Source organism: Pseudomonas cremoris (genome assembly GCF_014230465.1).
Window position 1 is genome coordinate 698,853 of sequence record NZ_JAAXCY010000001.1, and the last position, 25,204, is coordinate 724,056.

Annotated in this window: 25 protein-coding genes; 3 read left to right on the forward strand and 22 right to left on the reverse strand. The window is 60.2% G+C overall.

From position 1 onward, the window contains the following. Nucleotides 1-60 precede the first annotated feature (60 nt). From HF257_RS03210 to HF257_RS03285, 16 genes are all read right to left on the reverse strand, one after another. A complete protein-coding gene (locus tag HF257_RS03210; protein WP_185703259.1) occupies nucleotides 61-621 on the reverse strand; it encodes a DUF1285 domain-containing protein in 561 nt (186 codons plus the stop codon). Between the two features lie 17 nt (nucleotides 622-638). Next, nucleotides 639-1,244 (reverse strand): DUF4823 domain-containing protein, encoded by a 606-nt coding sequence (locus HF257_RS03215; RefSeq protein ID WP_185703257.1) that lies wholly within the window; start codon nucleotides 1,242-1,244, stop codon nucleotides 639-641. A 98-nt stretch (nucleotides 1,245-1,342) separates the two neighbouring features. Further along, a complete protein-coding gene (locus HF257_RS03220; RefSeq protein WP_185703255.1) occupies nucleotides 1,343-2,311 on the reverse strand; it encodes a GTP 3',8-cyclase MoaA in 969 nt (322 codons plus the stop codon). A 115-nt stretch (nucleotides 2,312-2,426) separates the two neighbouring features. Beyond that, the gene (locus HF257_RS03225) at nucleotides 2,427-3,080 is read right to left on the reverse strand and encodes a TetR/AcrR family transcriptional regulator (RefSeq protein ID WP_185703253.1); all 654 of its coding nucleotides are present in this window, start codon (nucleotides 3,078-3,080) and stop codon (nucleotides 2,427-2,429) included. Between the two features lie 429 nt (nucleotides 3,081-3,509). Further along, the gene (locus tag HF257_RS03230) at nucleotides 3,510-4,295 is read right to left on the reverse strand and encodes a TatD family hydrolase (protein WP_185703251.1); all 786 of its coding nucleotides are present in this window, start codon (nucleotides 4,293-4,295) and stop codon (nucleotides 3,510-3,512) included. A 63-nt stretch (nucleotides 4,296-4,358) separates the two neighbouring features. Continuing rightward, entirely contained in the window at nucleotides 4,359-5,348 is a 990-nt protein-coding gene (locus HF257_RS03235) for a DNA polymerase III subunit delta' (RefSeq protein ID WP_185703249.1), read from the reverse strand. After that, nucleotides 5,341-5,973, reverse strand: coding sequence for a dTMP kinase (gene tmk / locus HF257_RS03240; RefSeq protein WP_185703247.1), 633 nt, complete (start codon nucleotides 5,971-5,973; stop codon nucleotides 5,341-5,343). The genes HF257_RS03235 and tmk overlap by 8 nt, the downstream gene beginning before the upstream one ends. Nucleotides 5,974-5,992: 19 nt before the next feature. Beyond that, on the reverse strand, nucleotides 5,993-7,126 hold the full coding sequence (mltG, locus tag HF257_RS03245) for an endolytic transglycosylase MltG (RefSeq protein ID WP_185703245.1): 1,134 nt from the start codon (nucleotides 7,124-7,126) through the stop codon (nucleotides 5,993-5,995). 1 nt (nucleotide 7,127) lies between these two features. Continuing rightward, complete coding sequence (gene pabC / locus HF257_RS03250) at nucleotides 7,128-7,943, reverse strand: aminodeoxychorismate lyase (protein ID WP_185703243.1); 816 nt, start codon at nucleotides 7,941-7,943, stop codon at nucleotides 7,128-7,130. Continuing rightward, entirely contained in the window at nucleotides 7,943-9,187 is a 1,245-nt protein-coding gene (gene fabF / locus HF257_RS03255) for a beta-ketoacyl-ACP synthase II (RefSeq protein ID WP_185703241.1), read from the reverse strand. Before fabF ends, pabC begins: the two co-directional genes overlap by 1 nt. A 109-nt stretch (nucleotides 9,188-9,296) precedes the next feature. After that, nucleotides 9,297-9,533, reverse strand: coding sequence for an acyl carrier protein (acpP, locus tag HF257_RS03260; protein ID WP_007987170.1), 237 nt, complete (start codon nucleotides 9,531-9,533; stop codon nucleotides 9,297-9,299). 191 nt (nucleotides 9,534-9,724) lie between these two features. Continuing rightward, nucleotides 9,725-10,468, reverse strand: a complete 744-nt coding sequence (fabG, locus tag HF257_RS03265; RefSeq protein ID WP_185703239.1) for a 3-oxoacyl-ACP reductase FabG — start codon at nucleotides 10,466-10,468, stop codon at nucleotides 9,725-9,727. A gap of 19 nt (nucleotides 10,469-10,487) precedes the next feature. Further along, a complete protein-coding gene (gene fabD, locus HF257_RS03270; protein WP_105525044.1) occupies nucleotides 10,488-11,426 on the reverse strand; it encodes an ACP S-malonyltransferase in 939 nt (312 codons plus the stop codon). Between the two features lie 126 nt (nucleotides 11,427-11,552). Further along, a complete protein-coding gene (plsX, locus tag HF257_RS03275) occupies nucleotides 11,553-12,563 on the reverse strand; it encodes a phosphate acyltransferase PlsX (RefSeq protein ID WP_185703237.1) in 1,011 nt (336 codons plus the stop codon). A gap of 4 nt (nucleotides 12,564-12,567) precedes the next feature. Continuing rightward, nucleotides 12,568-12,750: a 50S ribosomal protein L32 gene (gene rpmF / locus HF257_RS03280; protein ID WP_008152339.1), complete on the reverse strand. Its 183-nt coding sequence runs from the start codon at nucleotides 12,748-12,750 to the stop codon at nucleotides 12,568-12,570. Nucleotides 12,751-12,763: 13 nt separating this feature from the next. After that, nucleotides 12,764-13,294, reverse strand: coding sequence for a YceD family protein (locus HF257_RS03285; RefSeq protein ID WP_010566563.1), 531 nt, complete (start codon nucleotides 13,292-13,294; stop codon nucleotides 12,764-12,766). Nucleotides 13,295-13,399: 105 nt separating this feature from the next. On the opposite strand from HF257_RS03285, the gene HF257_RS03290 reads away from it, so the two are divergent. Beyond that, a complete protein-coding gene (locus tag HF257_RS03290; protein ID WP_185703235.1) occupies nucleotides 13,400-13,978 on the forward strand; it encodes a Maf family protein in 579 nt (192 codons plus the stop codon). Nucleotides 13,979-14,108: 130 nt separating this feature from the next. Here the strand turns inward: HF257_RS03290 and HF257_RS03295 are convergent, their stop codons facing one another. Genes HF257_RS03295 through rluC form a run of 3 tightly spaced genes read right to left on the reverse strand, consistent with a single transcriptional unit; the run spans nucleotide 14,109 to nucleotide 16,722 of the window. Next, complete coding sequence (locus HF257_RS03295) at nucleotides 14,109-15,092, reverse strand: S49 family peptidase (protein WP_185703233.1); 984 nt, start codon at nucleotides 15,090-15,092, stop codon at nucleotides 14,109-14,111. A gap of 21 nt (nucleotides 15,093-15,113) precedes the next feature. Next, nucleotides 15,114-15,776: an HAD-IA family hydrolase gene (locus HF257_RS03300; protein WP_185703231.1), complete on the reverse strand. Its 663-nt coding sequence runs from the start codon at nucleotides 15,774-15,776 to the stop codon at nucleotides 15,114-15,116. Then, complete coding sequence (gene rluC / locus HF257_RS03305) at nucleotides 15,763-16,722, reverse strand: 23S rRNA pseudouridine(955/2504/2580) synthase RluC (protein ID WP_033901273.1); 960 nt, start codon at nucleotides 16,720-16,722, stop codon at nucleotides 15,763-15,765. Before rluC ends, HF257_RS03300 begins: the two co-directional genes overlap by 14 nt. 758 nt (nucleotides 16,723-17,480) lie before the next feature. Here rluC and rne point away from each other — a divergent pair. Further along, nucleotides 17,481-20,660 carry a ribonuclease E gene (gene rne / locus HF257_RS03310; RefSeq protein WP_185703229.1) on the forward strand — a complete coding sequence of 1,060 codons (3,180 nt, stop codon included), beginning with the start codon at nucleotides 17,481-17,483 and terminating at the stop codon, nucleotides 20,658-20,660. Nucleotides 20,661-20,709: 49 nt separating this feature from the next. On the opposite strand, the gene HF257_RS03315 is transcribed toward rne, so the two are convergent. From HF257_RS03315 to HF257_RS03325, 3 genes are all read right to left on the reverse strand, one after another. Further along, complete coding sequence (locus HF257_RS03315) at nucleotides 20,710-21,372, reverse strand: nucleotidyltransferase family protein (protein WP_185712018.1); 663 nt, start codon at nucleotides 21,370-21,372, stop codon at nucleotides 20,710-20,712. Next, on the reverse strand, nucleotides 21,369-22,355 hold the full coding sequence (locus HF257_RS03320) for an XdhC family protein (RefSeq protein ID WP_185703225.1): 987 nt from the start codon (nucleotides 22,353-22,355) through the stop codon (nucleotides 21,369-21,371). The genes HF257_RS03315 and HF257_RS03320 overlap by 4 nt, the downstream gene beginning before the upstream one ends. Before the next feature lie 147 nt (nucleotides 22,356-22,502). Further along, entirely contained in the window at nucleotides 22,503-23,834 is a 1,332-nt protein-coding gene (locus HF257_RS03325; protein ID WP_185703223.1) for a dicarboxylate/amino acid:cation symporter, read from the reverse strand. Nucleotides 23,835-24,174: 340 nt separating this feature from the next. On the opposite strand from HF257_RS03325, the gene HF257_RS03330 reads away from it, so the two are divergent. Next, nucleotides 24,175-25,173, forward strand: a complete 999-nt coding sequence (locus HF257_RS03330) for an AraC family transcriptional regulator (protein WP_185703221.1) — start codon at nucleotides 24,175-24,177, stop codon at nucleotides 25,171-25,173. Nucleotides 25,174-25,204 lie beyond the last annotated feature (31 nt).

Genomic DNA, 25,204 nt, shown 5'->3' on the forward strand with positions numbered 1-25,204 from the left:
ATAACCGAAAGCCCCGCTGTGCAGCAAGCGAATTATTTCAGAGGAATGAAAAAACCGGCCTCAGGGCTCCAGGCCAATACGGAAAAACTCCCCGCCGCTCCAGACCCCAAGCCAGTTCTGACCGTTGATCGGACGGCTCACCGCCAGTTCAACCAATTGGTAGAACACGTTGCGGTGTACCAGGGCTTCGAGGTTGGTGCGCACCCGCAGGTAGGGTGACGGCTCTTGGGTAATGGGGTCGATCACTACGCGCAATGGGTGTTCCATGCCCGCTTCAATCGGCTCATCGACGTTGGTGGTGAAGCGCAGCACTTGGCTTTCGCCCTGCCCTTCCACCTCAAGGGTCACGGCGACAAAGGGCGCATCATCGACGGTGATGCCGACCTTTTCCACGGGCGTGACCAGGAAGTACTCATCGCCATCGCGGCGGATGATGTTGGAGAACAACTTGACCATCGGCTTACGCCCGATCGGCGTGCCCTGGTAGAACCAGGTGCCATCACGGGCGATACGCATGTCGATGTTGCCGCAGAAATCCGGGTTCCACATGTGCACCGGCGCCGGCCCCTTGCCCTTGGGCAGTTGGGCCAACAGATCATTGGCCTTGGCGGAATCGGTCATGGGGTTCTCCTCGGGATTTATTGGTCACTCATGCCCAGCAGGCTGCGCGCGTACTGCGCAAGGGGACGAGCGATCAGGTCTTGTGGCTTGTTGTCGTGGAACGTCAGTAAACCGCCACGGCTGCGAATGCGCACAGTATCGATCAAATACTGGGTGCTGGTCTCGATCAACATGACCTGGATCACGCCACTGTCGAGGCCGAGTCGGTCGAGGGCCTCCTGATCGGACCACTCGTCGGCGTTGCCGATGCGGTCATCCGCTGCCGCGAAACGGCAATACAGCAAATAGTGGGCACCCGCGCCACGCGCTTCGGCCATCGCCTGCTCCAGGCCTTCAGCCTGACGGGCGCGGCGCACCATGGGGAAGTATTCGACAAAACCATTAAAAGCCTCTTCAGCCACCACGTTTGGACGCGGATAGGCGCTGCCTGGCGGCACAAAGGCACCTTGGGCGATGAAGATAAACGAGTCCGGCTGCACGCGAACCGAGTTGCTGCGGCGCGTATCGCTGTGGTCCAGCAGCCCGGCGTCACTCATCTGATAACGGGTGCCTTCGGCCATATCGCTGACGGTCATGCAACCACTCAGCGCCAACGACGCCAGCAACAAAACCAGACTACGCATCCTATTCCTCCAGAAGCCGGTGACGGAAAACCGGCGAATGGGCGTGAGATGCAGAAACCGCGCCATTCAGGAGAGGCACCTGTCCAAATGTAGGCGTTTTAGCCGCCGATGATCTTCATGATGGTAGCGCCACCCGAAAACGCGACTTCCTGTTTGTCGCCCAAGGCTTTCATCAACAGACCTTGCAGGGCAGGCAATGCCTGGTGTCGCGGCAGGTCCAGCAAGTCACCGACGTAATGACGATTGCTCGACGACAAGCACCCATGCAACCAACCCGTGGAAGACAAGCGCAGCCGCGAACAGGTACGGCAGAACGGCACGCTCTCGTTAGCGATCACACCGAAGTAGCCTTTGCCCGGCACTTCGTAGCGCACCGCCGTCGCGTCCACAGGAGCGTTGGCTTGCAGGTACTCGTGATGTTCGCCGATCAGGCTGAGTAGCTGCTGCAGACTGACAAATTGCTGCAGAAACGCGTTGGAGTCCTTGGCCAGGTGCCCCATGCGCATCAACTCGATAAACCGCAATTCGTAGCCGCGCTTCAGGCAGTAATCCAGCAACGGCATCACCTGGTCCAGGTTCTGGCCGCGCAGTGGCACCATATTGACCTTGATCTTGATCCCGGCAGCGCGGGCCTGGTCCATGCCGTCGAGCACGGTGGCCAAGTCGCCGCCACGGGCGATGCTGCGGAAGGCGTCGGCGTCCAGAGTGTCGAGGGAAACGTTGATGCGCTTGATCCCGGCATCCACCAGCAACGGCAACTTGCGTGCAAGCAGTTGGCCGTTGGTGGTCAGGCTGATATCACTGAGCCCCATCTGCCCTACGGCGCCCATGAAGGCTTCCAGTTTTGGGCTGACCAGCGGCTCACCGCCGGTGATACGCAGGCGCTCGATACCGGCCGCCTCAATCAGATAGGCCACACCGCGGGCCATGGCCTCGGCCGAGAGTTCGTCCTGGGCAGCCACCAGCCGCTTGCCGTTGGGCACGCAGTAGGTACACGCATAATTGCAGGCTGAGGTCAGGCTGATCCGCAAATTGCGAAAACGCCTGCCTTGACGATCAACGATCATGGATCACTCCGACAGAGGATGTTACGGGCGCGCTAAAAGCTGACTGAAAAATCAGCTTTTAGCAAGCGTCCTTGCCTGAGTATATTCCTGGGGTACTGCGCGTGGCAGTAAATCCTCAGGTGGCAGGGAGTTCGGCAGCCGGTGGCTCGCTGCTGTGTTTACGCTTGTTGCCCATGCGTACACCGATGTCCATCAGGAACTGGAAGAAACCTTCCTGATCTTCCAACACGTTGCTCCAGAACGGCGAGTGGTACAGCGCCACCGCGCCGTGCACCAACGCCCAGGCAGCGCAGTAGTGGAAATACGGCGGTACGTCTTCCAGCTTGCCTTCGCTGATACGGCCCTTGATCAGCAGGGTCAGGCGTTCGAAGTTCGAGGCACGGATCTTGTGCAGCTCTTCGACCATTTCCGGCACCTGATGGCCCTTGACCACTTTTTCTTCCAGGCGGTCAAACAGGCGGTACCGCTGCGGGTCACGCATGCGGAATTCGAAATAGGCGCGCGACAGCGCTTCCTTGTCCTTGTCGACATCGGCCGAATGCAGCAGCTCGTTCAAATCGCGCTCATAGTCGAGCATCAGGCGCAGGTAGATCTCGGCCTTCGACTTGAAGTGCTTGTAGATGGTGCCTTTGCCGATACCCACGGCATCCGCGATCATCTCGACGGTGACGCTGTCTTCACCTTGTTCGAGGAACAGCTTGAGCGCGGTGTCGAGAATTTCCTGCTCACGGCGGCGAAACTCACGGACCTTACGGGGTTCTTTGTGCATGAGGAAGAGATCTGCAGAGGTGAATAGGGGGCGGGTTGCGCAGGGCCACGGATACGTGGCGATACGATTTACCCGATGCGAGGGATTATCCAGACTGAACGGTCGCCGAGCAACGCCTATGTGAACAATCTGCGCACCTTCCTAACCCTGCGCCAACGAATAGTCGCCTATCAGTCAGAAATAATACGCAACAACTACCGCCGTACACCTGCGTAATGAGAACTCAAGCGAAGCGCGTGTATTCCAAATCTGTTTAAAAAACGAACAGTCGCGACTGGACTGAATCAGATACTGATCAATACTTGAACTGTCGGCGTGACATCTCCCCCAAGTGACGCGCCGACCTGGGTACCGAAGGACTGTGTGCCCTTGTTTTACTCCTAATGGTCTTAGCCCGGATTCACCCCCCAGAACCCGGGTTTTTTTTGCCTAGGATTTGACGTGCGCCAATGGGAACAAGCGTTTGAAGTTCTCAGTCGTCTGCTCGGCAAAACGCTCCACGGACTCGCCGCGCAGCATCGCCAGGTAATCTGCCACGTCTCGGACGTATTCCGGCAAGTTGGGCTTGCCCCGATGCGGGATCGGCGCCAGATACGGCGAGTCGGTTTCCACCAGCAGCCGGTCGGCCGGCACCTGGCGTGCCACGTCGCGCAAAGCGTCGGCATTGCGAAAAGTGACGATGCCCGACAGCGAGATGTAGAAACCCAGGTCCAGAGCCGCCTTGGCCATCTCCCAGTCTTCGGTAAAGCAGTGCAGCACGCCGGCCTGGGGTAGCGCAGCTTCGCGCAGCAGGGCCAGGGTATCGGCGCGGGCGCCCCGCGTGTGGACGATCACCGGTTTGCCGGTTTGCTGGGCGGCTTGCAGGTGCAAGCGAAAGGAGGCTTGCTGCAACTCGGCGGCTTCGGGTTCGTAGTGGTAGTCCAGGCCAGTTTCGCCAATCGCCACCACCCGCGGGTGGTTGAGTTCACCCAGCAACCAATCTAGCGCAGGCGCTTCGCCGGGCTTGAGGTCCAACGGGTGGATACCCACCGAGCAGTCCACATCGGCATAACGCTCGGCCAGGGCTTTGACGTCGGCAGCGTTTTCAGCGCTGACGCCGATGCACAGGAAGTGCCCTACCCCACGCTGGCGAGCGGCTTCGAGGGCCGCGTCCAGGGAGCCGCCGTGCTGAGAGAGGTCGAGGCGATCAAGGTGGCAATGGGAATCTACGAGCATAGGCATCTACGACTTAAATCACGGAAAGTGTCTGGCCCACGATACACCCGCAGGCCTCGGAAATTAACGACGGCCGAGCAGGCCAACCCACTGCACCAGCAGCGCCTCGAGCAACAGCACACGGTTGAGGTTGGCTTTGCCGAGCACCTTCTGGCGCTGGGCGAGGATCCAGTCCTGAATAGTGAGCACCTTGTCCTGGGCGCTTTTCTGCGCAAGGTATTGCACCACCTTGCGCATGTCCGGCAGGCCCAGGCCGCTTTCATCCTGGGTCAACTGGTAACGCAAGATCAGGCTGGACCAGTCACAGAACCAGTCGAACAGCAGCAGCAGCGGAATATCCTTCCAGGCGCTTTCGGCCAGTTGCGTGGCAGACAGTTCTTGCTTGAGCAGTTTCTTCACGCCATCCACCACCAGCGCACGTTGCTCGCGTACGCCCTGGGCTTGCAGCTTTACCGCAGCCAGGGGTGAGCCGGCGGCCAGGGTCAATAACTCAACCCGTTCTTCTGCGCTGCAATCAGGCAATGCCTGCCCCAACCACTCAAGGCTCATGGCCTCGCTCGGCAACGGGCATGCCTGCTGTACGCAGCGACTGCGGATGGTTGGCAGCAGACGGCTGGACTGGTGGCTCACCAACAACAACACCGTATCGCCGGAAGGTTCTTCCAGACTTTTGAGCAAGGCGTTGGCGGCGTTGATGTTCATCGCCTCTACCGGCTCGATCAACACCACCTTGCGCCCGCCCATCTGCGCGGTCTGCACCACGAAGCTGACCAGATCGCGCACTTGGTCGACCTTGATCGCCTTGTCGGCTTCCTCGGGCTCCAGCAGGTAGTTATCCGGGTGACTGCCCGCCTTGAGCAGCAGACAGGATTTGCACTCGCCGCAGGCCTCCAGATTGACCGGGCGCTGGCACAGCAGGCTGGCCATCAGCCGCTCGGCGAGATCACGCTTACCGATCCCTATCGGCCCATGCAGCAAGTAGGCATGGGCATGCTGGGCACGGCCGGCCAGTTGCTGCCAGAGGCTGTCTTGCCACGGGTAGGCTTCAGCCACGGGCGCGCTCCAGCAGTGTCGGCAACAGGGCGTCAATGGCTTGCTGCACCTGAGCCAGCGGCTGGGCAGCGTCCAGCAAGTGGTAACGCGCAGGTTCAGCATTAGCGCGCTTGAGGAATGCGGTACGTACCGCATCGAAGAAGGCCCGACCTTCCAACTCAAAACGATCCAGGCGGCCACGCGCGCTGGCACGGGCCAGCCCGACCTCTACCGGCAAGTCGAACACCAGGGTGAGATCGGGGCGTAAATCGCCCTGGACGAAAGTTTCCAGCGTGGCAATACGCTCCAGGGACAAACCCCGGCCACCGCCCTGATAGGCGTAGGTGGAGTCGGTGAAACGGTCACAAATCACCACGGCACCACGGGCCAGGGCCGGGCGAATCACTTCGGCCAGGTGCTGGGCACGCGCGGCGAACACCAGCAGCAGCTCGGTATCGGGGTTCATCTGTTCTTCACCCGGAGCCAGCAGCACTTCACGAATGCGCTCGGCCAGTGGCGTACCACCGGGCTCACGGGTCAACACGACCTCGATGCCCTCGGCGCGCAAACGCTCGGCGAGGTAATCGCGGTTGGTGCTTTTGCCGGCGCCTTCGGGGCCTTCCAGGGTAATAAACAAGCCAGTCACAGGCAGTCCTTAGTCAGAGTCATTGCGGGCTTTGCGGCGCGACAGTGTCGGGCGTAGGCGTGGCCGGCGTTTCAGCAGGTGCCTCGGTCGATGGCGCCGGATCTTCCGCCGGTTTTACCACCGGTGCGGGACTGGAGCGGTAGTCAGCACGACGCTTGAGCTGGAACTCACGCACGGCGGCGTTATGCGCATCCAGGTCATCGGAGAAAACATGGCTGCCATCGCCACGGGCGACGAAATACAGGCTGCTGCCCGGCACCGGGTTGAGCGCCGCGTGGATCGCCTCGCGGCCGACCATGGCAATCGGTGTCGGCGGCAAACCGGAAATCATATAGGTGTTATAGGGGTTGGCCTCCTTGAGATGAGCGCGGGTCAACTTGCCGTTGTAGCGCTCTCCCAGGCCGTAGATCACCGTGGGGTCGGTCTGCAACAGCATGCCGACTTTCAGGCGACGCACGAACACCCCGGCAATCTGCCCGCGCTCCTCAGGTACACCGGTCTCCTTCTCGACCAGGGACGCCATGATCAGCGCTTGATAAGGCTCGGTGTACGGCGCATCGGCGGCACGCTTGCTCCACTCCTGGGCAAGTACGTCGTCCAGGCGGTTATAGGCTTTTTTCAGCAATTCGACGTCGGTCATCCCACGCACGAAACGATAGGTATCCGGGAAGAAGCGACCTTCGGGGAACACACCGGGGTGGCCGAGCTTGTCCATTACTTCGCTGTCGCTGAGGCCGGAAAGGGTTTGCACGATCTTTTCATGCTTGGCCAGCGCCGAGCGAACCTGGCGGAAATTCCAGCCCTCCACCAACGTCAGGCTGTACTGCACCACTTCACCGCGCTGCCATAGGCCAATCAAACCTTGTGCGGTCATGCCGGGCGTCATGCGGTATTCGCCGCTGTGCAGCGGTTGGCCGTCGAGGTTGAAACGCCAATACAAGCGCAGCCAGAAGGCGCCATCGAGCACGCCGTCGGCTTCCAGGCGATTGAAGGTGCCGGTAGGGGTCGCCCCTGCCGGTACATCGAGCAATTGCTCCTGGGTCAGGTTCAAGGGCTGCTTCAAGGCAGAGTCGAACTTCCAGGCCGAATAGCCCAACAGCAAAGCCGCCGAGAACAGACCGATCAGCAGCAGTACAACCAGTTTTCGTATCAACTCAAATATCCAATAGCGCGCGAACAATGCCCTGCAGTTTACGGGTGAGCGGCCCAACCGACCAGCTCATCGCAGCGCAACCGCGCACCGGCCAAATGCCATAAACGCTGTTGCAGACAAAAACTTCGTCGGCCTGCTGTAACTGCTCGATACTGATGTCGGCCACAGCCACCGGGATGCCCAGTGCCTGCGCCTGGGCCAGAATCTCGGCGCGCATCACCCCGGCAACGCCACAACGATTCAGATCGGCGGTTAGTAACAAGCCATTACGTACCAGGAACAGATTGCTGAATACACCTTCGATCACTCGGCCAGATATATCCTGCATCAAGCCTTCGGCATGTTCGGCATCCTGCCACTCGGCGCGGGCGATCACTTGCTCCAGGCGGTTAAGGTGCTTGAGGCCCGCCAGCAAGGGCTGCTCGGCCAAACGGGTCGCGCACGGGAACAGGCGGATGCCATCGGTTGCGTGGGTGTGGGGATAGGTTGCGGGCGGGCTGCCCTGCAAGATACGGCGCACCGGCGCGCCAGGGTTGATGCCATAACCCCGCAAGCTGTCGCCGCGAGAGAGGATCAACTTGAGAACACCGTCGCCGAGGGCCAAGGCGTAGGCCAGCACTTCGCTGCGGATCAACCCGTGATCGGCAGCCAAGGCGAGGCGCCTGCAACCCTCATCAAGGCGCTGCAGGTGGCGGTCGAGCAACACAGGTTGCCCGGCCTTGACGGCGATGGTTTCGAACAGCCCATCGCCATACGCCAGGCCGCGATCTTTCAGGGGCACGTTGTCCGCTGGCTGACCGTCGACCCAGCTTTCCATCACTCGGCGAACCGGCGGAACACCAGGGAACCGTTGGTGCCACCAAAACCGAACGAGTTGGACAACACTACGTCGATCGGCATCTGCTGCGCTTCGTGCGGCACGAAGTTCAGGTCGCAACCTTCGTCCGGCTCATCCAGGTTGATGGTCGGCGGAGCGACCTGATCCTTGATGGCCATCACGCTGAAGATCGCCTCGACCGCGCCCGCCGCACCCAGCAGGTGACCGGTCATGGACTTGGTGGAGCTGACCGCCAACTTGTAGGCGTGCTCGCCGAACACCGACTTGATAGCTTCGGCTTCCGCCAAGTCGCCAGTCGGGGTCGAAGTGCCATGTGCGTTGATGTATTGCACCTGGTCCGCATTGACCTTCGCATCACGCAGGGCGTTGGTGATGCAACGCGCAGCGCCGGCACCGTCGGACGGTGGCGAGGTCATGTGGTAAGCATCGCCGCTCATGCCAAAGCCGATCAGCTCGGCGTAAATGGTGGCACCACGCGCCTTGGCGTGCTCCAACTCTTCCAGCACCAGGGCACCGGCGCCGTCGGACAACACGAAACCGTCACGGCCCTTATCCCACGGACGGCTGGCACGGGTCGGCTCGTCGTTGCGGGTAGACAGTGCACGGGACGCGCCGAAGCCGCCCATGCCAAGGCCGCAAGCAGCCATCTCGGCGCCGCCGGCGATCATCACGTCGGCTTCGTCATAGGCAATGTTGCGCGCAGCCATGCCGATGCAATGCGTGCCGGTGGTGCACGCGGTGGCGATGGCGTAGTTAGGCCCCTGCGCACCCAGGTGGATCGACAGGAACCCGGAAATCATATTGATGATCGAGCCCGGCACGAAGAACGGTGAAATTCGACGGGGGCCAGTATCGTGCAGGATGCGGCTGGTTTCTTCGATATTGGTCAGGCCACCAATACCCGAGCCCATGGCCACGCCGATGCGTTCACGGTTGGCGTCGGTGACTTCCAGGCCGGCGTTACGCACTGCCTGAAAACCGGCTGCCAGGCCGTATTGAATGAACAGGTCGAGTTTGCGGGACTCTTTGATCGAGAGGTATTCCTCGACATTGAAACCCTTTACCGAGCCGCCAAAACGGGTGGAATAGGCAGAAAGGTCCGTGTGTTCGATCAGACCAATACCACTGCGGCCAGCCAGAATGCCCTGCCAACTGCTTGGCACATCCGTACCCAGTGGCGACAACATACCCATACCGGTGACTACGACGCGTCTACGCGACACAGCACTCTCCTTTTTCTAATGACGACACTTTGCTATAGAGCTAAAGAAAAAACCGCACGCTGTAACAGCAGTGCGGTTTTTCCCAACAGCAAGCGACGACTAAAAACTATTACGCCTGGTGGGCAGTAACGTAGTCGATAGCAGCTTGAACGGTAGTGATTTTTTCAGCTTCTTCGTCCGGGATTTCGGTCTCGAATTCCTCTTCCAGAGCCATCACCAGCTCAACGGTGTCAAGGGAATCGGCACCCAGGTCTTCTACGAAGGAAGCAGTGTTGACCACTTCTTCTTCTTTAACGCCCAGTTGCTCGGCGACGATTTTCTTGACGCGCTCTTCGATGGTGCTCATACCTTGTTTAACTCCTAATGGACAAATTCAGGCAGCTGGCCAGTGGGTAAGTGTATAGAAAGCCTTTTCAGCTTTTCAACTGAAAGCTTCACCACGTACCCGGTCGGCCATCCGCCTATAAATTAAGTTGCAGCTTTATAACGGATTTTAGACAGCTCGTATGACATTTTTTTGAAGCGATCCGTCACAATTTAACTCATGTACATCCCGCCGTTCACCGGGATTGTAGCCCCAGTCACGTATGCCGCACCGTCGGATGCCAGGAAAGAGACCACATTCGCGATCTCTTGAGCCTGGCCCAGACGGCCCAGCGGAATCTGCGTCAGCAAGGCTTCACGCTGTGCTTCCGGCAGCTCGCGGGTCATATCGGTATCGATGAACCCTGGGGCCACCGAGTTGACCGTAATCGACCGCGAGCCGACTTCACGCGCCAGTGCACGGCTGAAACCTTCCAGGCCGGCCTTGGCGGAGGCGTAGTTTACTTGGCCTGCGTTGCCCATGGCACCCACTACGGAGCCAATATTGATAATTCGGCCCCAACGCGCCTTGGTCATGCCGCGCAAAACGCCCTTGGACAGGCGAAACAGACTGTTCAAGTTGGTATCGACCACGTCGTACCACTCGTCGTCTTTCATACGCATCATCAGGTTGTCGCGGGTGATACCGGCGTTGTTCACCAGAATAGCCGGCGCACCGAACTGTGCAGTGATCTCGGCCAGTACGGCTGCCACGGACTCGTCGCTGGTGACGTTCAGCTCAAGGCCGGTGCCTTGCACGCCGTTTTCCTTCAGGGTCGCGGCGATACGCTCGGCGCCCGAGGCAGAAGTGGCGGTGCCGATGACAACGGCGCCCTGACGGCCCAGCTCCAGGGCGATCGCCTGGCCAATGCCACGGCTTGCGCCGGTAACCAGTGCAACTTTACCTTGCAGACTCATGCAGGCTTCTCCTAATTCTTCAGGCCAATGCTGCGCGAGCGGCAGCGAAGGCATCTGGGGTATTGAGGTTCGCGGTCGACACTCCGTCGGCGCAGCGCTTGTTCAAACCGGCCAGGACTTTGCCCGGACCGCACTCGACCAGCTCGGTGGCGCCATTGGCGGCCAGGGTCTGGACCGACTCAACCCAACGTACGGGCTTGTAGAGCTGCTCCAGCAAGTCACGCTTGAGGGTGTCGAGGTCGGCGGCCACGGCCGCGCTGACGTTCTGCACCAGCGGAATCTGCGGCGCCTGCCAGTTGATGGCGGCGATGGATTCGGCAAAACGTTCGGCCGCCGGGCGCATCAGCTCGCAGTGGGACGGCACGCTTACCGGCAACGGCAGCGCGCGCTTGGCGCCACGGGCCTTGCAGCCTTCGATGGCGCGCTCAACTGCAGCCTTGGCGCCGGCGATTACCACCTGGCCAGGGGAGTTGAAGTTCACTGCGCTGACCACGTCACCTTGTGCCGCTTCGGCACAGGCTTCGATCACTACGGCGTCGTCCAGGCCCAGGATCGCAGCCATGCCGCCCTGACCGGCCGGAACGGCTTCTTGCATCAGTTGGCCACGACGCTCAACCAGCTTGACCGCTTCAGCCAGGGTCAGGCTACCCGCTGCAACCAGGGCACTGTATTCGCCCAGACTGTGACCGGCCACGAATGCCGGGCGTGCGCCGCCTTCTGCCAGCCACAAGCGCCACAGGGCGATCGAAGCGGTCAGGATGGCCGGCTGGGTTTTGTCGGTTTGATTGAGCTGCTCTTCCGGCCCTTGCTGGGTCAACGCCCACAGGTCGTAACCCAAGGCATCGGAAGCTTCCTTGAAGGTGTCCAGGATCAACGGGTATTGCGCGCCCAGCTCGGCCAGCATGCCGAGGGACTGCGAACCCTGCCCTGGAAAGACGAATGCGAGGGATGTAGACATGTAACAAGCCCCTAATGATCTGGTCGTCGGATATGGGCACCCCTACGGTGGGAGCACCCGAAACTGACAGATTGGATGGTCAATTGAACTGGCCGGTCACATTTAAGCATTTCCGGGCCGATTCGCCTAAGGCAACAGGTCCTCTAGACGGCCGTGCAAGCGTTGCGGCAGGTTTTCCTGAATCTCGATCAGGGCCCGCGCAATCGCGCTTTGAAAGCCTTCCACGCCCGCCGAACCATGGCTTTTCACCACGATGCCTTGCAGGCCGAGAAAACTCGCACCATTGTGCCGCGCCGGCGCCAGGTCAGCCTGCAGACGGCGCATCAACGGCAACGCCAAGGCCCCCACGATGCGTGAAACCAGGTTGCGCTTGAACAACGCTTCGATACGCGTAGCGATCATGGTCGCCAGGCCTTCACTGGATTTGAGCAGGATATTGCCGACAAACCCATCGCACACCACCACATCCGCTTCGCCACGGTACAGACCGTCACCCTCGACAAAACCGATGTAGTTCAAGCCACGCGCACCTTGCAACAACGTGGCGGCGAGCTTGACCTGCTGGTTGCCCTTGATGTCCTCGGTGCCGATATTCAGCAAGGCAACACGCGGCCGGGCCACGCCCAACGCCTCGGCAGCCACCGAGCCCATCACGGCAAACTGCAGCAAGTGCTCGGCACTGCAATCAACGTTTGCCCCCAGGTCCAACAGCTGGCAATAGCCTTGCTGCGTCGGAATCGCCGCTACCATCGCTGGCCGATCAATGCCAGGCAATGTCTTAAGCACATGCCGCGACAAAGCCATCAGCGCCCCGGTATTGCCAGCACTGACACAGGCTTGCACCTTGCCATCACGCAGCAACTCAAGCGCCACCCGCATCGAAGAGTCAGGCTTGCCACGCAGGGCAGCCGCCGGCTTTTCATCCATGGTGATGGTTTCGCTGGCCGGCGTAATCGTCAGGCGCGCGCGATCCACCGCCGGATGGCTGGCAATCAGTTCTTCAAGTAAGGAGGGTTGACCGACAAGGGTCAGGTGCAGCGAGGGTGTGGCAGACAGGCTGGCAATGCAGGCCTGAACAATGCTGCGGGGACCGAAGTCCCCGCCCATTGCGTCTATCGCGATGACTAGAGCAGACAAGTGATTACTCGTCAGCGCCCTTGTCGATCACTTTACGGCCACGGTATACGCCTTCTGGCGATACGTGGTGACGCAGGTGAATTTCACCGGTGGTTTTTTCTACAGACAGAGTGCTTGCCGTCAGGGCATCGTGCGAACGACGCATGTCACGGGCAGAGCGGGATTTTTTGTTCTGCTGAACAGCCATAATTGATTAACTCCTAAACGTTTGGGTCACGCTTTAACTGCGCCAATACACTGAACGGGTTGGACCGCGTTACCTCGTCCTCGCTCGGTTCGGGCTCGTCATCGAGACCCGCCGGCTGCTGGCATTCTTCCGGATGATGAGCAGGCACAATGGGCAAGGCGAGCAGAAGCTCCTCCTCGATCAGTGCATGCAGATCCAAAGGATCTTCGCCCAGTTCCAGCACGTCATAACCTTTCGGCAACGACTGGGTATTCGCACCCTCCTTCACCACAGCATAACTGCACTCGCTGTGGATCGGCAGGGTGACCAGCTCAAGACAACGCTGGCAAACCATTTTGACCTCGGTGTCGATAAAGCTGTGGATTACCACAGATTTACGTTCATCTCGTTCAAAAACGAATTTGGCCTGCACCGTACCGACAGTGTCGGAAAGCGGGTCGCAGAGTCTCTCCAAATCGGCCAGCAGCAACTCACCTTGAAGGGAAGTGCCACGATCAGCCAATTTGCGCGGGTCAACGTGAGGTGGAATCGGGTCATTCAACATAGGCGCAGCATTATAGGGATGCACCCGGCCATGTCAAAGGAAATTCAGCCCTGTGCGTCAGCCGGTCACGCAGCTAGAATCCCCGGCTGCCTTGAGGAGACGCCCATGCTGCCTTTATTACTCGCATCCAGCTCGGTTTATCGCCGGGAATTGCTGAGCCGCCTGCATCTTTCATTCACTTGCAGCTCGCCGAACATCGACGAAAGCCATCACGCAAATGAGTCCGCCGTGGAACTGGTCAAGCGCCTGGCTGAACAGAAAGCCCGCGCCCTTGCAGCCAGCCATCCAGGGCATTTGATCATCGGCTCCGATCAGGTGGCAGCACTCGACGGAAAAATCATCGGCAAACCGCACACCTTTGAAAACGCCCGCGATCAACTCCTGGCCGCCAGCGGCAAGCGGGTCAGCTTCCTGACTGGGCTGGCATTACTGAACACCGAGACCGGTCACTGCCAAGTCGACTGTGTGCCGTTTACCGTACACATGCGTGAGCTGGACCCGGAGCGGGTCGAACGCTATCTACGGATTGAGCAACCCTATGACTGCGCGGGCAGCTTCAAGGCAGAAGGGCTGGGTGTGAGCTTGTTCCAGAGCACGGAAGGGCCGGATGCAACAAGCCTCGTGGGACTGCCGCTGATTCGGCTGGTAGATATGCTGCTGGCCGAAGGCGTGCAAATACCCTAAGCACCCCACAAAACCAATGTGGGAGCGGGCTTGCTCGCGAAGGCGGCATATCAGCCAGTACATATGCGACTGACCCACCGTATTCGCGAGCAAGCCCGCACACACTTGGATCTACACCAGGCTCAGAACCTTAGCGCAGGCTCGGGCCTTGGAAGCCCATATACAGCGCCAACTTCTCCGCCACGCTGGCGCCCAGCCTCTTGGAGAACCGGTCAAACGGCGATTCCTGCACGGTGAAATCCACCAGCTCTTTCTCGCCAATCACATCCCGCGCAACCGAACTGGCACTGCCCAGGCCGTCGATCAAGCCTAGCGGCAATGCCTGCTCGCCCGACCACACCAACCCCGAAAACAGTTCCGGATGTTCCTTGTCCTTCAGACGATCGCCACGCCCCTGCTTCACACTGGCGATGAACTGACGATGCGTGGTGTCGAGCACGCCCTGCCAAAACTCGGTTTCATCAGCCTTTTGCGGCTGGAACGGATCAAGGAAGGATTTATGCTCGCCCGAAGTGTAGGTGCGGCGCTCTACGCCGAGTTTCTCCATGGTGCCGACAAACCCGTAACCGGCGGCCGTCACGCCAATGGAGCCGACCAGGCTGGCCTTGTCGGCATAGATCTGATCAGCCGCGCTGGCAATGTAATAAGCCCCGGAGGCACCGAGATCGGAAATCACCGCATAAAGCTTGGTATCCGGGTGCAAGCCGCGTAGACGGCGAATCTCGTCATACACATATCCCGACTGCACCGGACTACCGCCCGGACTGTTGATACGCAGGATCACGCCTTTAACCTTGGGGTCCTCAAATGCAGTCCGCAGGCTGCTGACGATATTGTCGGCGCTGGCGGACTCCTTGTCGGCGATCACCCCGCGCACCTCGATCAGCGCGGTGTAGTTGGCACCGCGAGTTGCGTTCTTTTCCATGTCCATCAGCGGACTGAACAGCGCCAGCATTGCGATCAGCCACACAAAGGTCAGCAGCTTGAAGAAAATCCCCCAACGCCGCGCACGGCGCTGCTCCTGGACACTGGCCAGCAGGGTCTTCTCCAACAGCCTCCAGCTTTTGTCATCGCCGCTTTCAGCCTTTTCGGGCGCTTTCCATTCGTCACTCATGCCATTAACCCCAGCAAAGACTTATCGGGCCCGGCTGAGCCAGGCCTGCAATTCGGAAAAATGATCAATCGTCAGCCGCGGCTCGTATTGCTGCAAGGCCTCGGCAGACTGGGCGCCATAGCTGACCGCCACACTGTCCATGCCAGCATTGCGCGCCATCATCAGGTCGAAGGAGGCATCGCCTACCATCAACGCCTGGCGCGGCGACACACCGCAATGGGCCATGATCTGTTCGAGCATCAGAGGATGGGGTTTGCTGGCGGTTTCATCGGCAGCACGGGTGATATCGAAATAATCTTCCCAACCGTGAGCCTTGAGCACCCGATCCAGGCCGCGACGGGCCTTGCCGGTAGCGACCGCCAGGTGATAACCCTCGGCACGAAAGGCATTCAGAGACTGCACCACGCCCTCAAACAGCGGCGAGGGCTCAGCCTCCAGGGCGATGTAGTGATCAGCGTAGTGCTCGCGAAACGCAATCAAATCAGCATCACTGATCTCTGGGTACAACGTGCGAATCGCCTCAGGCAAACCCAGGCCGATGATGCCCTTGACCGCGTGATCCGTGCACAGCGCGTAGCCCGAACGGGTCGACGCCGCATGCATCGACTCGACAATCCGGCCAATGGAGTTGGCCAGGGTCCCGTCCCAATCGAAAATCAGCAGTTTGTAATCAAGGTGCGACACTCAAACGCTCCACGGTCTTGGCCCACATCTCATCGACCGGGGCCTGCAGCTTCAATTCGCCACCATCGGGCAGCGGCACGGTCAGCATGTAGGCGTGCAGGAACAGGCGCTTGCCACCCAGGTCGCGGATCTCCTTGGAGAAATCCTCGTCGCCGTATTTGGTATCACCGGCAATACAATGGCCCGCATGCAGGGTATGCACACGGATCTGATGGGTACGCCCGGTCACCGGCTTGGCCTCAACCATGGTGGCAAAGTCGCCGAAGCGGCGCAGCACCTTGAACAGGGTCAGCGCTTCTTTGCCCTCCTCGTCCACCTCCACCATGCGTTCGCCGGAGCGCAGGTTGCTCTTCTGCAGAGGCGCACGCACGCTCTTGATGGAACTGGCCCAGTTGCCGCGCACCAGCGCCATGTAGCGCTTGTCCACACCGTCGCCACGCAGGGCGGTGTGCAGGTGACGCAACATGCTGCGCTTTTTGGCGATCATCAGCAGACCGGAAGTGTCGCGGTCCAGGCGATGGACCAGCTCCAGCTCCTTGGCATCCGGACGCAACTGACGAAAGGCTTCGATCACGCCGAAGTTCAGGCCGCTGCCGCCGTGAACCGCAATGCCGCACGGCTTGTTGATCACGATCAGCTTGTTGTCTTCGAAGACAATCGAGGCTTCCAGGCGCTGCAACAAGCCTTGAGCCAATGGCACAGGCTCGTCACGTTCTGGCACGCGAACCGGCGGTACACGGACGATATCGCCCGCCTGCAGCTTGTACTCGGGCTTGATCCGGCCCTTGTTCACCCGCACTTCACCTTTACGCAAGATGCGGTAAATCAAGGTCTTGGGCACGCCTTTGAGCCTGGCCAGGAGAAAATTGTCGATGCGTTGGCCGGCATATTCCGGCGAGACCTCGAGCAGCTGGACGCTGGGGGTCTGGGGGGCGGTAGTCGTCATGCCGGCGATGATAACAATTTTTATGGATTTGAAGCACTTAATCATTGCTGCTATAGTCGCGAACGCCGCCAAAAGCGGCCTGGCCAGAGGACATGCGGCAAACTGCCGGCCCTGACCATCGCAATTCATCAGGACGCGAGGCCGTCCTACGGGGCTTTCGCCACCTTGGAAGGCTCAGGATTGTAACGAGCGCAGGTGACATGAGGCCTGAAGCGAGTGCAGAAAGCAGAGTGAATACTCGCGTTTTGCGCCGATATTTACGGCCAGTTCACAAAGTGCAGTCAGTCTTGAGCCAGACCATGGCGAATGCTTCGGAAACAACGCCTGTTAAGAGCTGAGTGAGAGCGCAGTCGCCCACACCTAGTCTTGTTTAGCCATGAGCGTGGACTCCCCATTGGAGAACACGGTAAATGCCAACCCGCTGCGGATTCTGCGCGCGGCAGCACCCGAATTATCAGGGATACGTGTAGGGTGGAGATGCACAACCGTCGGACTGTGTAGCACTAGGCTTATATTTAGACGCTTCATCTCGTCCACAGTCGCCGGTTGATTCCTCCTCCTGACCTTAGCTTTTGTTGAAGTGGTGCCTTTGTCACCACCGCTAACAAGCAGGACGCGTCCGTCGCGATACTGGCCCAATTGGCCGGTGTTTGCTGGACACTGGAGTGGCCAACCACTCTTGACGCACCTGACACCGACCGTGAGAAGTCGTGTGTGCCGAACGCCGTTTCCGGCAGCCCGGAAACCGACGGTACAACATGAAAAGAATGCTGATTAACGCAACTCAACCCGAAGAGTTGCGTGTTGCACTGGTAGATGGCCAACGCCTCTACGACCTGGACATCGAATCCGGTGCACGCGAGCAAAAGAAGGCCAACATCTACAAAGGCCGTATTACTCGCATTGAACCAAGCCTTGAGGCTGCCTTTGTCGATTTCGGCTCCGAGCGCCACGGCTTCCTGCCCCTTAAAGAAATCTCCCGCGAATACTTCAAGAAAGCCCCCGAAGGCCGCGTGAACATCAAGGACGTCCTGAGCGAAGGCCAGGAAGTCATCGTTCAGGTCGAGAAAGAAGAACGTGGCAACAAGGGCGCAGCCCTGACCACCTTCATCAGCCTGGCTGGCCGCTATCTGGTCCTGATGCCGAACAACCCACGTGCCGGCGGCATTTCCCGTCGCATCGAAGGCGAAGAGCGCAACGAACTGCGCGAAGCGCTGAACGGCCTGATCGCACCTGCCGACATGGGCCTGATCGTTCGCACTGCCGGCCTGGGCCGTAGCAGCGAAGAAATGCAGTGGGACCTCGATTACCTGCTGCAACTGTGGACCGCTATCAAAGAAGCGTCCCTGGATCGTTCCGCGCCGTTCCTGATCTACCAGGAAAGCAACGTGATCATCCGCGCTATCCGCGACTATCTGCGCCAGGACATCGGCGAAGTGCTGATCGACAGCGTTGAAGCCCAGGACGAAGCCCTGACCTTCATCCGCCAGGTGATGCCGCAGTACGCCAGCAAGATCAAGCTGTACGAAGACAGCGTACCGCTGTTCAACCGTTTCCAGATCGAAAGCCAGATCGAGACCGCTTTCCAGCGCGTGGTCGAACTGCCTTCCGGCGGCTCCATCGTGATCGACCCGACCGAAGCCCTGGTGTCCATCGACATCAACTCGGCGCGTGCGACCAAAGGCAGCGACATCGAAGAAACCGCCCTGCAGACCAACCTGGAAGCGGCTGAAGAAATCGCCCGCCAGTTGCGCCTGCGTGATATCGGCGGCTTGATCGTGATCGACTTCATCGACATGACCCCTGCCAAGAACCAGCGCGCCGTGGAAGAAAAAGTCCGCGAGTGCCTGGAAGCTGACCGCGCCCGCGTGCAAGTCGGCCGCATCTCGCGCTTCGGCCTGCTGGAAATGTCCCGTCAACGCCTGCGTCCATCCCTGGGCGAGAGCAGCGGCATCGTCTGCCCGCGTTGCAACGGCACCGGCATCATCCGTGACGTTGAATCGCTGTCGCTGGCGATCCTGCGCCTGATCGAAGAAGAAGCCCTGAAAGACCGCACCGCCGAAGTCCGCGCGCAAGTGCCGATCCCGGTTGCAGCCTTCCTGCTCAACGAAAAACGCAACTCGATCACCAAGATCGAACTGCGCACTCGCGCCCGTATCGTCATTCTGCCGAACGATCACCTCGAAACGCCGCACTTTGAAGTGCAGCGTCTGCGTGATGACAGCCCGGAAGCCCATAGCGGCCAATCCAGCTACGAAATCGCCGCAGCCGCAGCCGAAGTGGAAGAAGTCCAGCCAGCCGCAGCGACCCGCACCCTGGTTCGCCAGGAAGCTGCCGTGAAGACCGCGCCGGCCCGTGCCAACGCACCGGTTCCGACCGAAGTTGCTGCCCCTGTTGCCGCACCGGCCGCCCTGCCTGAGCCAAGCCTGTTCAAAGGCCTGGTGAAGTCGTTGGTCAGCCTGTTCGCCACCAAGGAAGAGCCTGCGGCACCGGTTGTGGTTGAAAAACCTGCCGCCGAACGCCCGGCACGCAACGAAGAGCGTCGCAACGGTCGCCAGCAGAGCCGCAACCGCAACGGTCGCCGCGACGAAGAGCGCAAGCCGCGCGAAGAACGTGCGCCTCGTGAAGAGCGCGCACCGCGTGAAGAACGTGCGCCTCGCGAAGCCCGTGAAGAAACCCCAGCCGCAGCCCGTGAAGAACGTGCACCGCGCGAAGAGCGTGCACCACGCACTCCACGTGCACCGCGCGAAGATCGCAAGCCACGCGGCGAACGCGAAGAGCGCGTGCGTGAACTGCGCGAGCCACTGGACGCGGCCCCAGCCGTTGCCGGTGCAGCCGTAGTTGCCGAAGAGCGCCCGGCTCGTCAGCCGCGTGAAGAGCGTGCGCCACGTGAGGAGCGTCAACCACGCGCCCCGCGTGAAGAACGTCAACCACGTGCCGAGCAAGCCGCTGCCGCCAGCGAAGAAGAAGTACTGACCGGTGAAGAGCAACTGCAGGAAGATGGTCAGGAAGGCGCCGAAGGCGATCGTCCACGTCGTCGCTCCCGTGGCCAGCGTCGCCGCAGCAACCGTCGTGAGCGTCAACGTGATGCCAACGGCAACGTGATCGAAGGCTCGGAAGAAACCGGCGAGAACACAGAAGGCGCAACCGACGAACCAAGTGGCGCCGAACTGGCCGCCGGCCTGGCCGTTACCGCTGCTGTTGCCAGCGCGGTCATCAGCGCACCTGCTGAAGCCCAGGCTCACGAGCAGGCTGAACGCGCTACTGCTGCCGTAGAAGAAACCGTCGCCGTGGAAACACCGGTTGCCGAGGCGCCAGTCGTTGAAGCACCTGTTGTTGAGGCTCCGGCTGTTGAAGCTCCGTCCTTCGAAGCACCGGTTGTCGAAGCACCTGTTGTAGAAGCCACCACCCCAATCGAAGCGCCGGTAGTTCCGGAAGTGGAAGTTGCCCCGGTTCAAGAAGCCTTGCCGGAAGTGGAAGCGGCAGTGGTTGAGCCAGCACCGGTGGCCGAGCCTGAGCCAGTGGTTGAAGCGGTTGTTGAAGCACCGGTTGTCGAAGCAGCGCCAGAAGTTCGTGAAGTTCGTGAAGAACAGACCGCCTTCCAATGGACTGCCGAGCCCGCCGCTCCGGTTGAAGCGCCAGCCCCTGCCCCAGCAGTAGAGGAAGCGCCAGCACCGGTCGCCGAAGTTGCGGTTGCCGAGCCTGCCCCCGCGGTTGAGCCTGCTCCAGTCGTCGAGCCAGCACCCGTAGTTGAAGCACCGGTAGTTGCCGAAGTGGCCGCTCCAGTGGTTGAAGCTGCACCTGCCAGCGCCCTGACCGAGAACGGCCGTGCGCCGAACGACCCACGTGAAGTGCGTCGCCGTCGCAAGGAAGCAGAAGCAGCAGCTGCTGCTGCTGCTGCACAGGAAGCAGAACACGAGAGCAAACCTCTGGTCTGATTCCAGCAGTAACTAAAAAGCCCCGCCTGATCTCTCAGGCGGGGCTTTTTTATGCAGTCTGAAAAATGCCGCAGATCCAATGTGGGAGCGGGCTTGCTCGCGAATGCGGTGTTTCAGTCGATACATACCTCTTGAAATTCAAGGACTGCGGCACGTCCACATCCCAGAGCACACCGGGATCTTCAACCAGCACCTCGCTGACCGGCGCCTGTGCAAACAACGACCGCCCTCCACGATCACCGCTCAACGCCGTCAACCCAGGCCCCAGCGCCCGGCCAAATCCCACCGGATGCCCGTATTGACCGCCATACATCGGCACGCTGATCCCTCCTTCCTCCAGCCCCTCAATCACCCGCTCCATACTCGACGGCCGAACAAACGGCATATCCCCCAGTACCACCAACCAGCCATCCGCCGGACCAATGGCCGCGACTGCCGCCGCGATGCTGTCGCCCATTCCGGCCGAGTCCAGCAGCAACACTTCGCAGTTATAAGCCCCAGCCAATCGAATCACACCCGAGCGCTCCGGCGAGGTCACCAACCAGCGCCTGACAACGCCTGCAGGCAAATGCCTCAATACCTGCTCGATCACCGGCCTCGTCACGCCATCCAGGCCGACACAATCAGCCAGCAGCTTGTCCTGGTCAGCCCCCGCCTCTGCGCGGAAACGACTGCCCTGCCCTGCCGCCAGGACAATCGCCGTGATAGTCACTGTGCTACTACCGGCAACGGCTTTTTCTGCATCGGTGCCACACCATTCTTGATCGCGACAATTTCCGCCATCAACGACAACGCAATCTCTGCTGGCGTATGACTGCCGATATGCAAGCCAATCGGCCCATGCAGGCGAGCAATCGCCTCGGCGGACAACCCCAGCGCCGTGAGGGTTTCCCGACGTTTCTGGGTGTTGACCCGCGAGCCCAGGGCACCGATGTAGAACGCTGAAGAATTCAACGCGGTGAGCAACGCCATGTCATCCAACCTTGGATCATGGGTCAGGCAGACGATGGCCGTGCGTTCGTCGGTCTGGATGTTCAGCACCGCCTCATCGGGCATGCCTGGCACAAAACGGCCGTGCTGTTCTTCCCAGCCGTGGACGAACTCTTCACGCGGGTCGCAGATCAACACCTCGAAATCCAGCAGGCGCGCCATTTCTGCCACGTAGCGCGACAGCTGACCAGCGCCGATCAGCAGCAGGCGCCAGCGTGGGCCATAGATCGCTCGCAGACGCTCGCCGTCAAAACTCACCACGTCGGTCTTGCTCGCGCTGCTGAGAGTGACGTTGCCGCTGGCCAGGTCCAACTCTCGAGCGACAATCTCATGGGCTTCACAACGCGCCAACAACTCCGACACCCACTCCCACTCGACAACGCGCTCTTCGGTCAGTCGCAGGGTGCCGCCACACGGCAGGCCAAACCGCGCAGCCTCGTCACGGGTAACGCCATAGGTCACCAACTGCACCGGTGGCCCATCTTCGGGCAATCGTCCGTCCTGCAGGCGGGCGATCAAGTCATCCTCAATGCAACCGCCGGACACCGAACCGATCACCACCCCATCGCCGCGCAGGGCCAGCATCGCCCCCGGCGGGCGCGGTGCGCTGCCCCAGGTCTGAACCACGCTGTACAACACCACTTGCTGCCCGGCGCGGCGCCACTCCAACACGCTGCGCAGGACGTTCAGATCCACACTGTCCATACCACCTCTCGCAAGCGTTGCAACGAATGAAAGTTCGACTGACTTTAAAGTAAAAGAATTCAACGTCAGCCGCCAGAAACGCAAACGCCCCGAACAAGTCGGGGCGTTTGTGGAGTCGCTTGGGCGTCAGTTCACGCCAGCAGCGTATTACTTGATGGCAGGCGCCGGGCCTTCGGCTACGCCCAGGTCATCTTCCTGACGAGTCTCGGAGATACCGGTACCGCCAGACGCCAGCTCGCTTTGCAGCTTGTCGGTGTCCAGCTCCTTGACCCACTTGGCCACAACGATGGTGGCAACGGCGTTACCCACCAGGTTGGTCAGTGCGCGGGCTTCCGACATGAAGCGGTCGATACCCAGGATCAGCGCCAGGCCGGCAACCGGCAGGTGGCCTACGGCCGACAGAGTCGCAGCCAGTACGATGAAGCCCGAACCGGTCACACCCGCAGCGCCTTTGGAGGACAGCAGCAGCACCAGCAGCAGGGTGATCTGGTGAGTGATGTCCATGTGGGTGTCAGTCGCCTGGGCGATGAACACGGCAGCCATGGTCAGGTAGATCGAAGTACCGTCGAGGTTGAAGGAGTAGCCAGTCGGGATTACCAGGCCTACTACGGATTTCTTCGCACCCAGACGCTCCATCTTGATCAGCATGCGTGGCAGTGCGGATTCGGAGGAGGAAGTACCCAGGACGATCAGCAGCTCTTCACGGATGTAGCGAACCAGCTTCAACACGCTGAAACCGTGAGCGCGGCAGATACCGCCCAACACCACCAGTACAAACAGCAGGCACGTGATGTAGAAGCAGATCATCAACTGGCCCAGTTGCACCAGGGAACCTACACCGTAGGCGCCGATGGTGAACGCCATGGCGCCCAGGGCACCGAGTGGCGCGAGCTTCATGATCATGTTGATGATGTTGAACATCACGTGAGCGAAGCGATCGATGAAGTCCAGTACCGGCTTGCCGTAGGCACCCAGGCGGTGCAGGGCAAAACCGAAGATCACCGAGAACATCAACACTTGCAGGATGTCGCCGTTGGCGAAAGCGCCGACGATGGTGTTCGGGATCACGTTGAGCAGGAAGCCAACGATGCTCTGGTCTGCACCGGCAGTCACGTAGGCAGCGACTTTAGAGGCGTCCAGGGTGGCAACGTCGATGTGCATGCCGGCGCCCGGTTGCACAACGTTAACCACGATCAGGCCGATCAGCAGGGCGATGGTCGATACGATTTCGAAGTACAGCAGCGCGTAGCCGCCGGTTTTGCCGACCGATTTCATGCTTTGCATGCCAGCGATGCCGCTGACAACGGTGCAGAAGATGATGGGGGCGATGACCATTTTGATCAGCTTGATAAAGCCGTCACCCAGTGGCTTGAGGGCCACGCCGGTCTGCGGGTAGAAGTGACCGAGCAAAATACCGATAACGATTGCAACGATCACCTGGAAATACAGGGATTTGTAGATTGGCTGACGAGTCGTCATTGCAAAATTCCTCAATCGTCCCGTGTGGCAAAGATCCGCCATTGCCCACGACACTTGAATTGCGAACCCTCCTGCACTGGAGGGATTTGTTGTTTGCGAAGCCTCAAGGATCCAAGCCTGCGCTGTAATCTATATCGCAAACGCCGTGCCACTTTGCTGAAAACCCCTGAAGGCCTTTAGGCATCAGGCTCAAGGCTTTCCGGACGCCCTGCGAAACGCCAAATCAGGTGGCGGATTTCCGCCCACCCATCCAATCCCGTCCTACAATTTGGCGGATATCCGCCTTGTCGCCCTCAGCGGTGATGACTACCATCGGCCTTTCCACGGACGAGGCCTTCGCATGCGTGAACGCACCATCGCCAGTCACTACGCCCGGGCTGCCCTCGGCGGTGCGCGCCGAGCGGGTTACGACTATTCAGGTCTGCTGCAACAGGTGGGTATCCCTCCAGAGCTACTGACAGAACCGCGTGCGCGCATCGCGCCGGAGCAATTTACCCGGCTGTTGCAGATGCTTTGGTTGGCGCTGGACGACGAATACCTGGGGTTTGCCGAAGGCCCGAGCAAACGCGGCACCTTCGCCATGATGTGCCACGCGCTGATCCACTGCCGCACCCTGGAGAAGGCTCTGGAGCGCGGCTTATTATTTTATAGCCTATTCCCACAAGGCCCGCGCTGGCAGCTGACAAGAGAAGGCGAAATGGCTCGCTTGAGCCTGGACGACTCCCAACTGTGGGACCCGGATCACTTCCTCAGTGAATGCCTGCTGGTGATCTGGCACCGCCTCGGCAGTTGGTTGATCGGCCAGCGTATCCGGCTGCATCAGGCCACCTTCAGCTATCCGATGCCAGCGCATGCCAGTGAATATGACCTGCTGTTTCCCTGTACCCAGGTGTTCGGTGCGCCGAACAGCAGCCTGGTATTTCCCGCACGCTATCTGGGCCTGCCGCTGTTGCAGGATGAACGCACCCTCAAGCACTTCCTTGAACGCTCCCCCGCCGACCTGCTGTCCCGCCCGGATGAAGGCGACAGCTTGAGCAGTCAGTTGCGCCGCCTGTTGAGCCGTGACCGCACGCCCTGGCCCGACCTGGACGCCGTCGCCCAGCACCTGCACATCAGCCCACAGACCCTGCGTCGGCATTTACGCGAGGAAGGCACCAGTTTTCAGGCGCTCAAGGATGAGCTGCGGCGGGACATCGCCATCTATCATTTGGGGCGGGCGGATTTGTCGTTGCAGGAGATTGCCGAGCAGTTGGGGTTTTCCGAACCGTCGGCGTTTCATCGGGCGTTCAAGAAGTGGACGGGGGTAACGCCGGGGGCGTATCGGGCGCAAGAGAATTAGAGATGTGTTGTCTGTACCGGCCTCTTCGCGA

Bases quoted from the DNA above. Each gene is read 5' to 3' on its own strand.
- fabG (WP_185703239.1), bottom strand. From the start codon at position 10,468: ATGAGTCTGCAAGGTAAAGTTGCACTGGTTACCGGCGCAAGCCGTGGC.
- HF257_RS03225 (WP_185703253.1), bottom strand. From the start codon at position 3,080: ATGCACAAAGAACCCCGTAAGGTCCGTGAGTTTCGCCGCCGTGAGCAG.
- acpP (WP_007987170.1), bottom strand. From the start codon at position 9,533: ATGAGCACCATCGAAGAGCGCGTCAAGAAAATCGTCGCCGAGCAACTG.
- HF257_RS03220 (WP_185703255.1), bottom strand. From the start codon at position 2,311: ATGATCGTTGATCGTCAAGGCAGGCGTTTTCGCAATTTGCGGATCAGC.
- rpmF (WP_008152339.1), bottom strand. From the start codon at position 12,750: ATGGCTGTTCAGCAGAACAAAAAATCCCGCTCTGCCCGTGACATGCGT.
- rluC (WP_033901273.1), bottom strand. From the start codon at position 16,722: ATGACGACTACCGCCCCCCAGACCCCCAGCGTCCAGCTGCTCGAGGTC.
- HF257_RS03295 (WP_185703233.1), bottom strand. From the start codon at position 15,092: ATGAGTGACGAATGGAAAGCGCCCGAAAAGGCTGAAAGCGGCGATGAC.
- pabC (WP_185703243.1), bottom strand. From the start codon at position 7,943: ATGGAAAGCTGGGTCGACGGTCAGCCAGCGGACAACGTGCCCCTGAAA.
- HF257_RS03320 (WP_185703225.1), bottom strand. From the start codon at position 22,355: ATGGACAGTGTGGATCTGAACGTCCTGCGCAGCGTGTTGGAGTGGCGC.
- rne (WP_185703229.1), top strand. From the start codon at position 17,481: ATGAAAAGAATGCTGATTAACGCAACTCAACCCGAAGAGTTGCGTGTT.
- fabD (WP_105525044.1), bottom strand. From the start codon at position 11,426: ATGTCTACATCCCTCGCATTCGTCTTTCCAGGGCAGGGTTCGCAGTCC.
- HF257_RS03290 (WP_185703235.1), top strand. From the start codon at position 13,400: ATGCTGCCTTTATTACTCGCATCCAGCTCGGTTTATCGCCGGGAATTG.
- HF257_RS03285 (WP_010566563.1), bottom strand. From the start codon at position 13,294: ATGTTGAATGACCCGATTCCACCTCACGTTGACCCGCGCAAATTGGCT.
- HF257_RS03210 (WP_185703259.1), bottom strand. From the start codon at position 621: ATGACCGATTCCGCCAAGGCCAATGATCTGTTGGCCCAACTGCCCAAG.
- HF257_RS03230 (WP_185703251.1), bottom strand. From the start codon at position 4,295: ATGCTCGTAGATTCCCATTGCCACCTTGATCGCCTCGACCTCTCTCAG.
- HF257_RS03325 (WP_185703223.1), bottom strand. From the start codon at position 23,834: ATGACGACTCGTCAGCCAATCTACAAATCCCTGTATTTCCAGGTGATC.
- HF257_RS03215 (WP_185703257.1), bottom strand. From the start codon at position 1,244: ATGCGTAGTCTGGTTTTGTTGCTGGCGTCGTTGGCGCTGAGTGGTTGC.
- HF257_RS03330 (WP_185703221.1), top strand. From the start codon at position 24,175: ATGCGTGAACGCACCATCGCCAGTCACTACGCCCGGGCTGCCCTCGGC.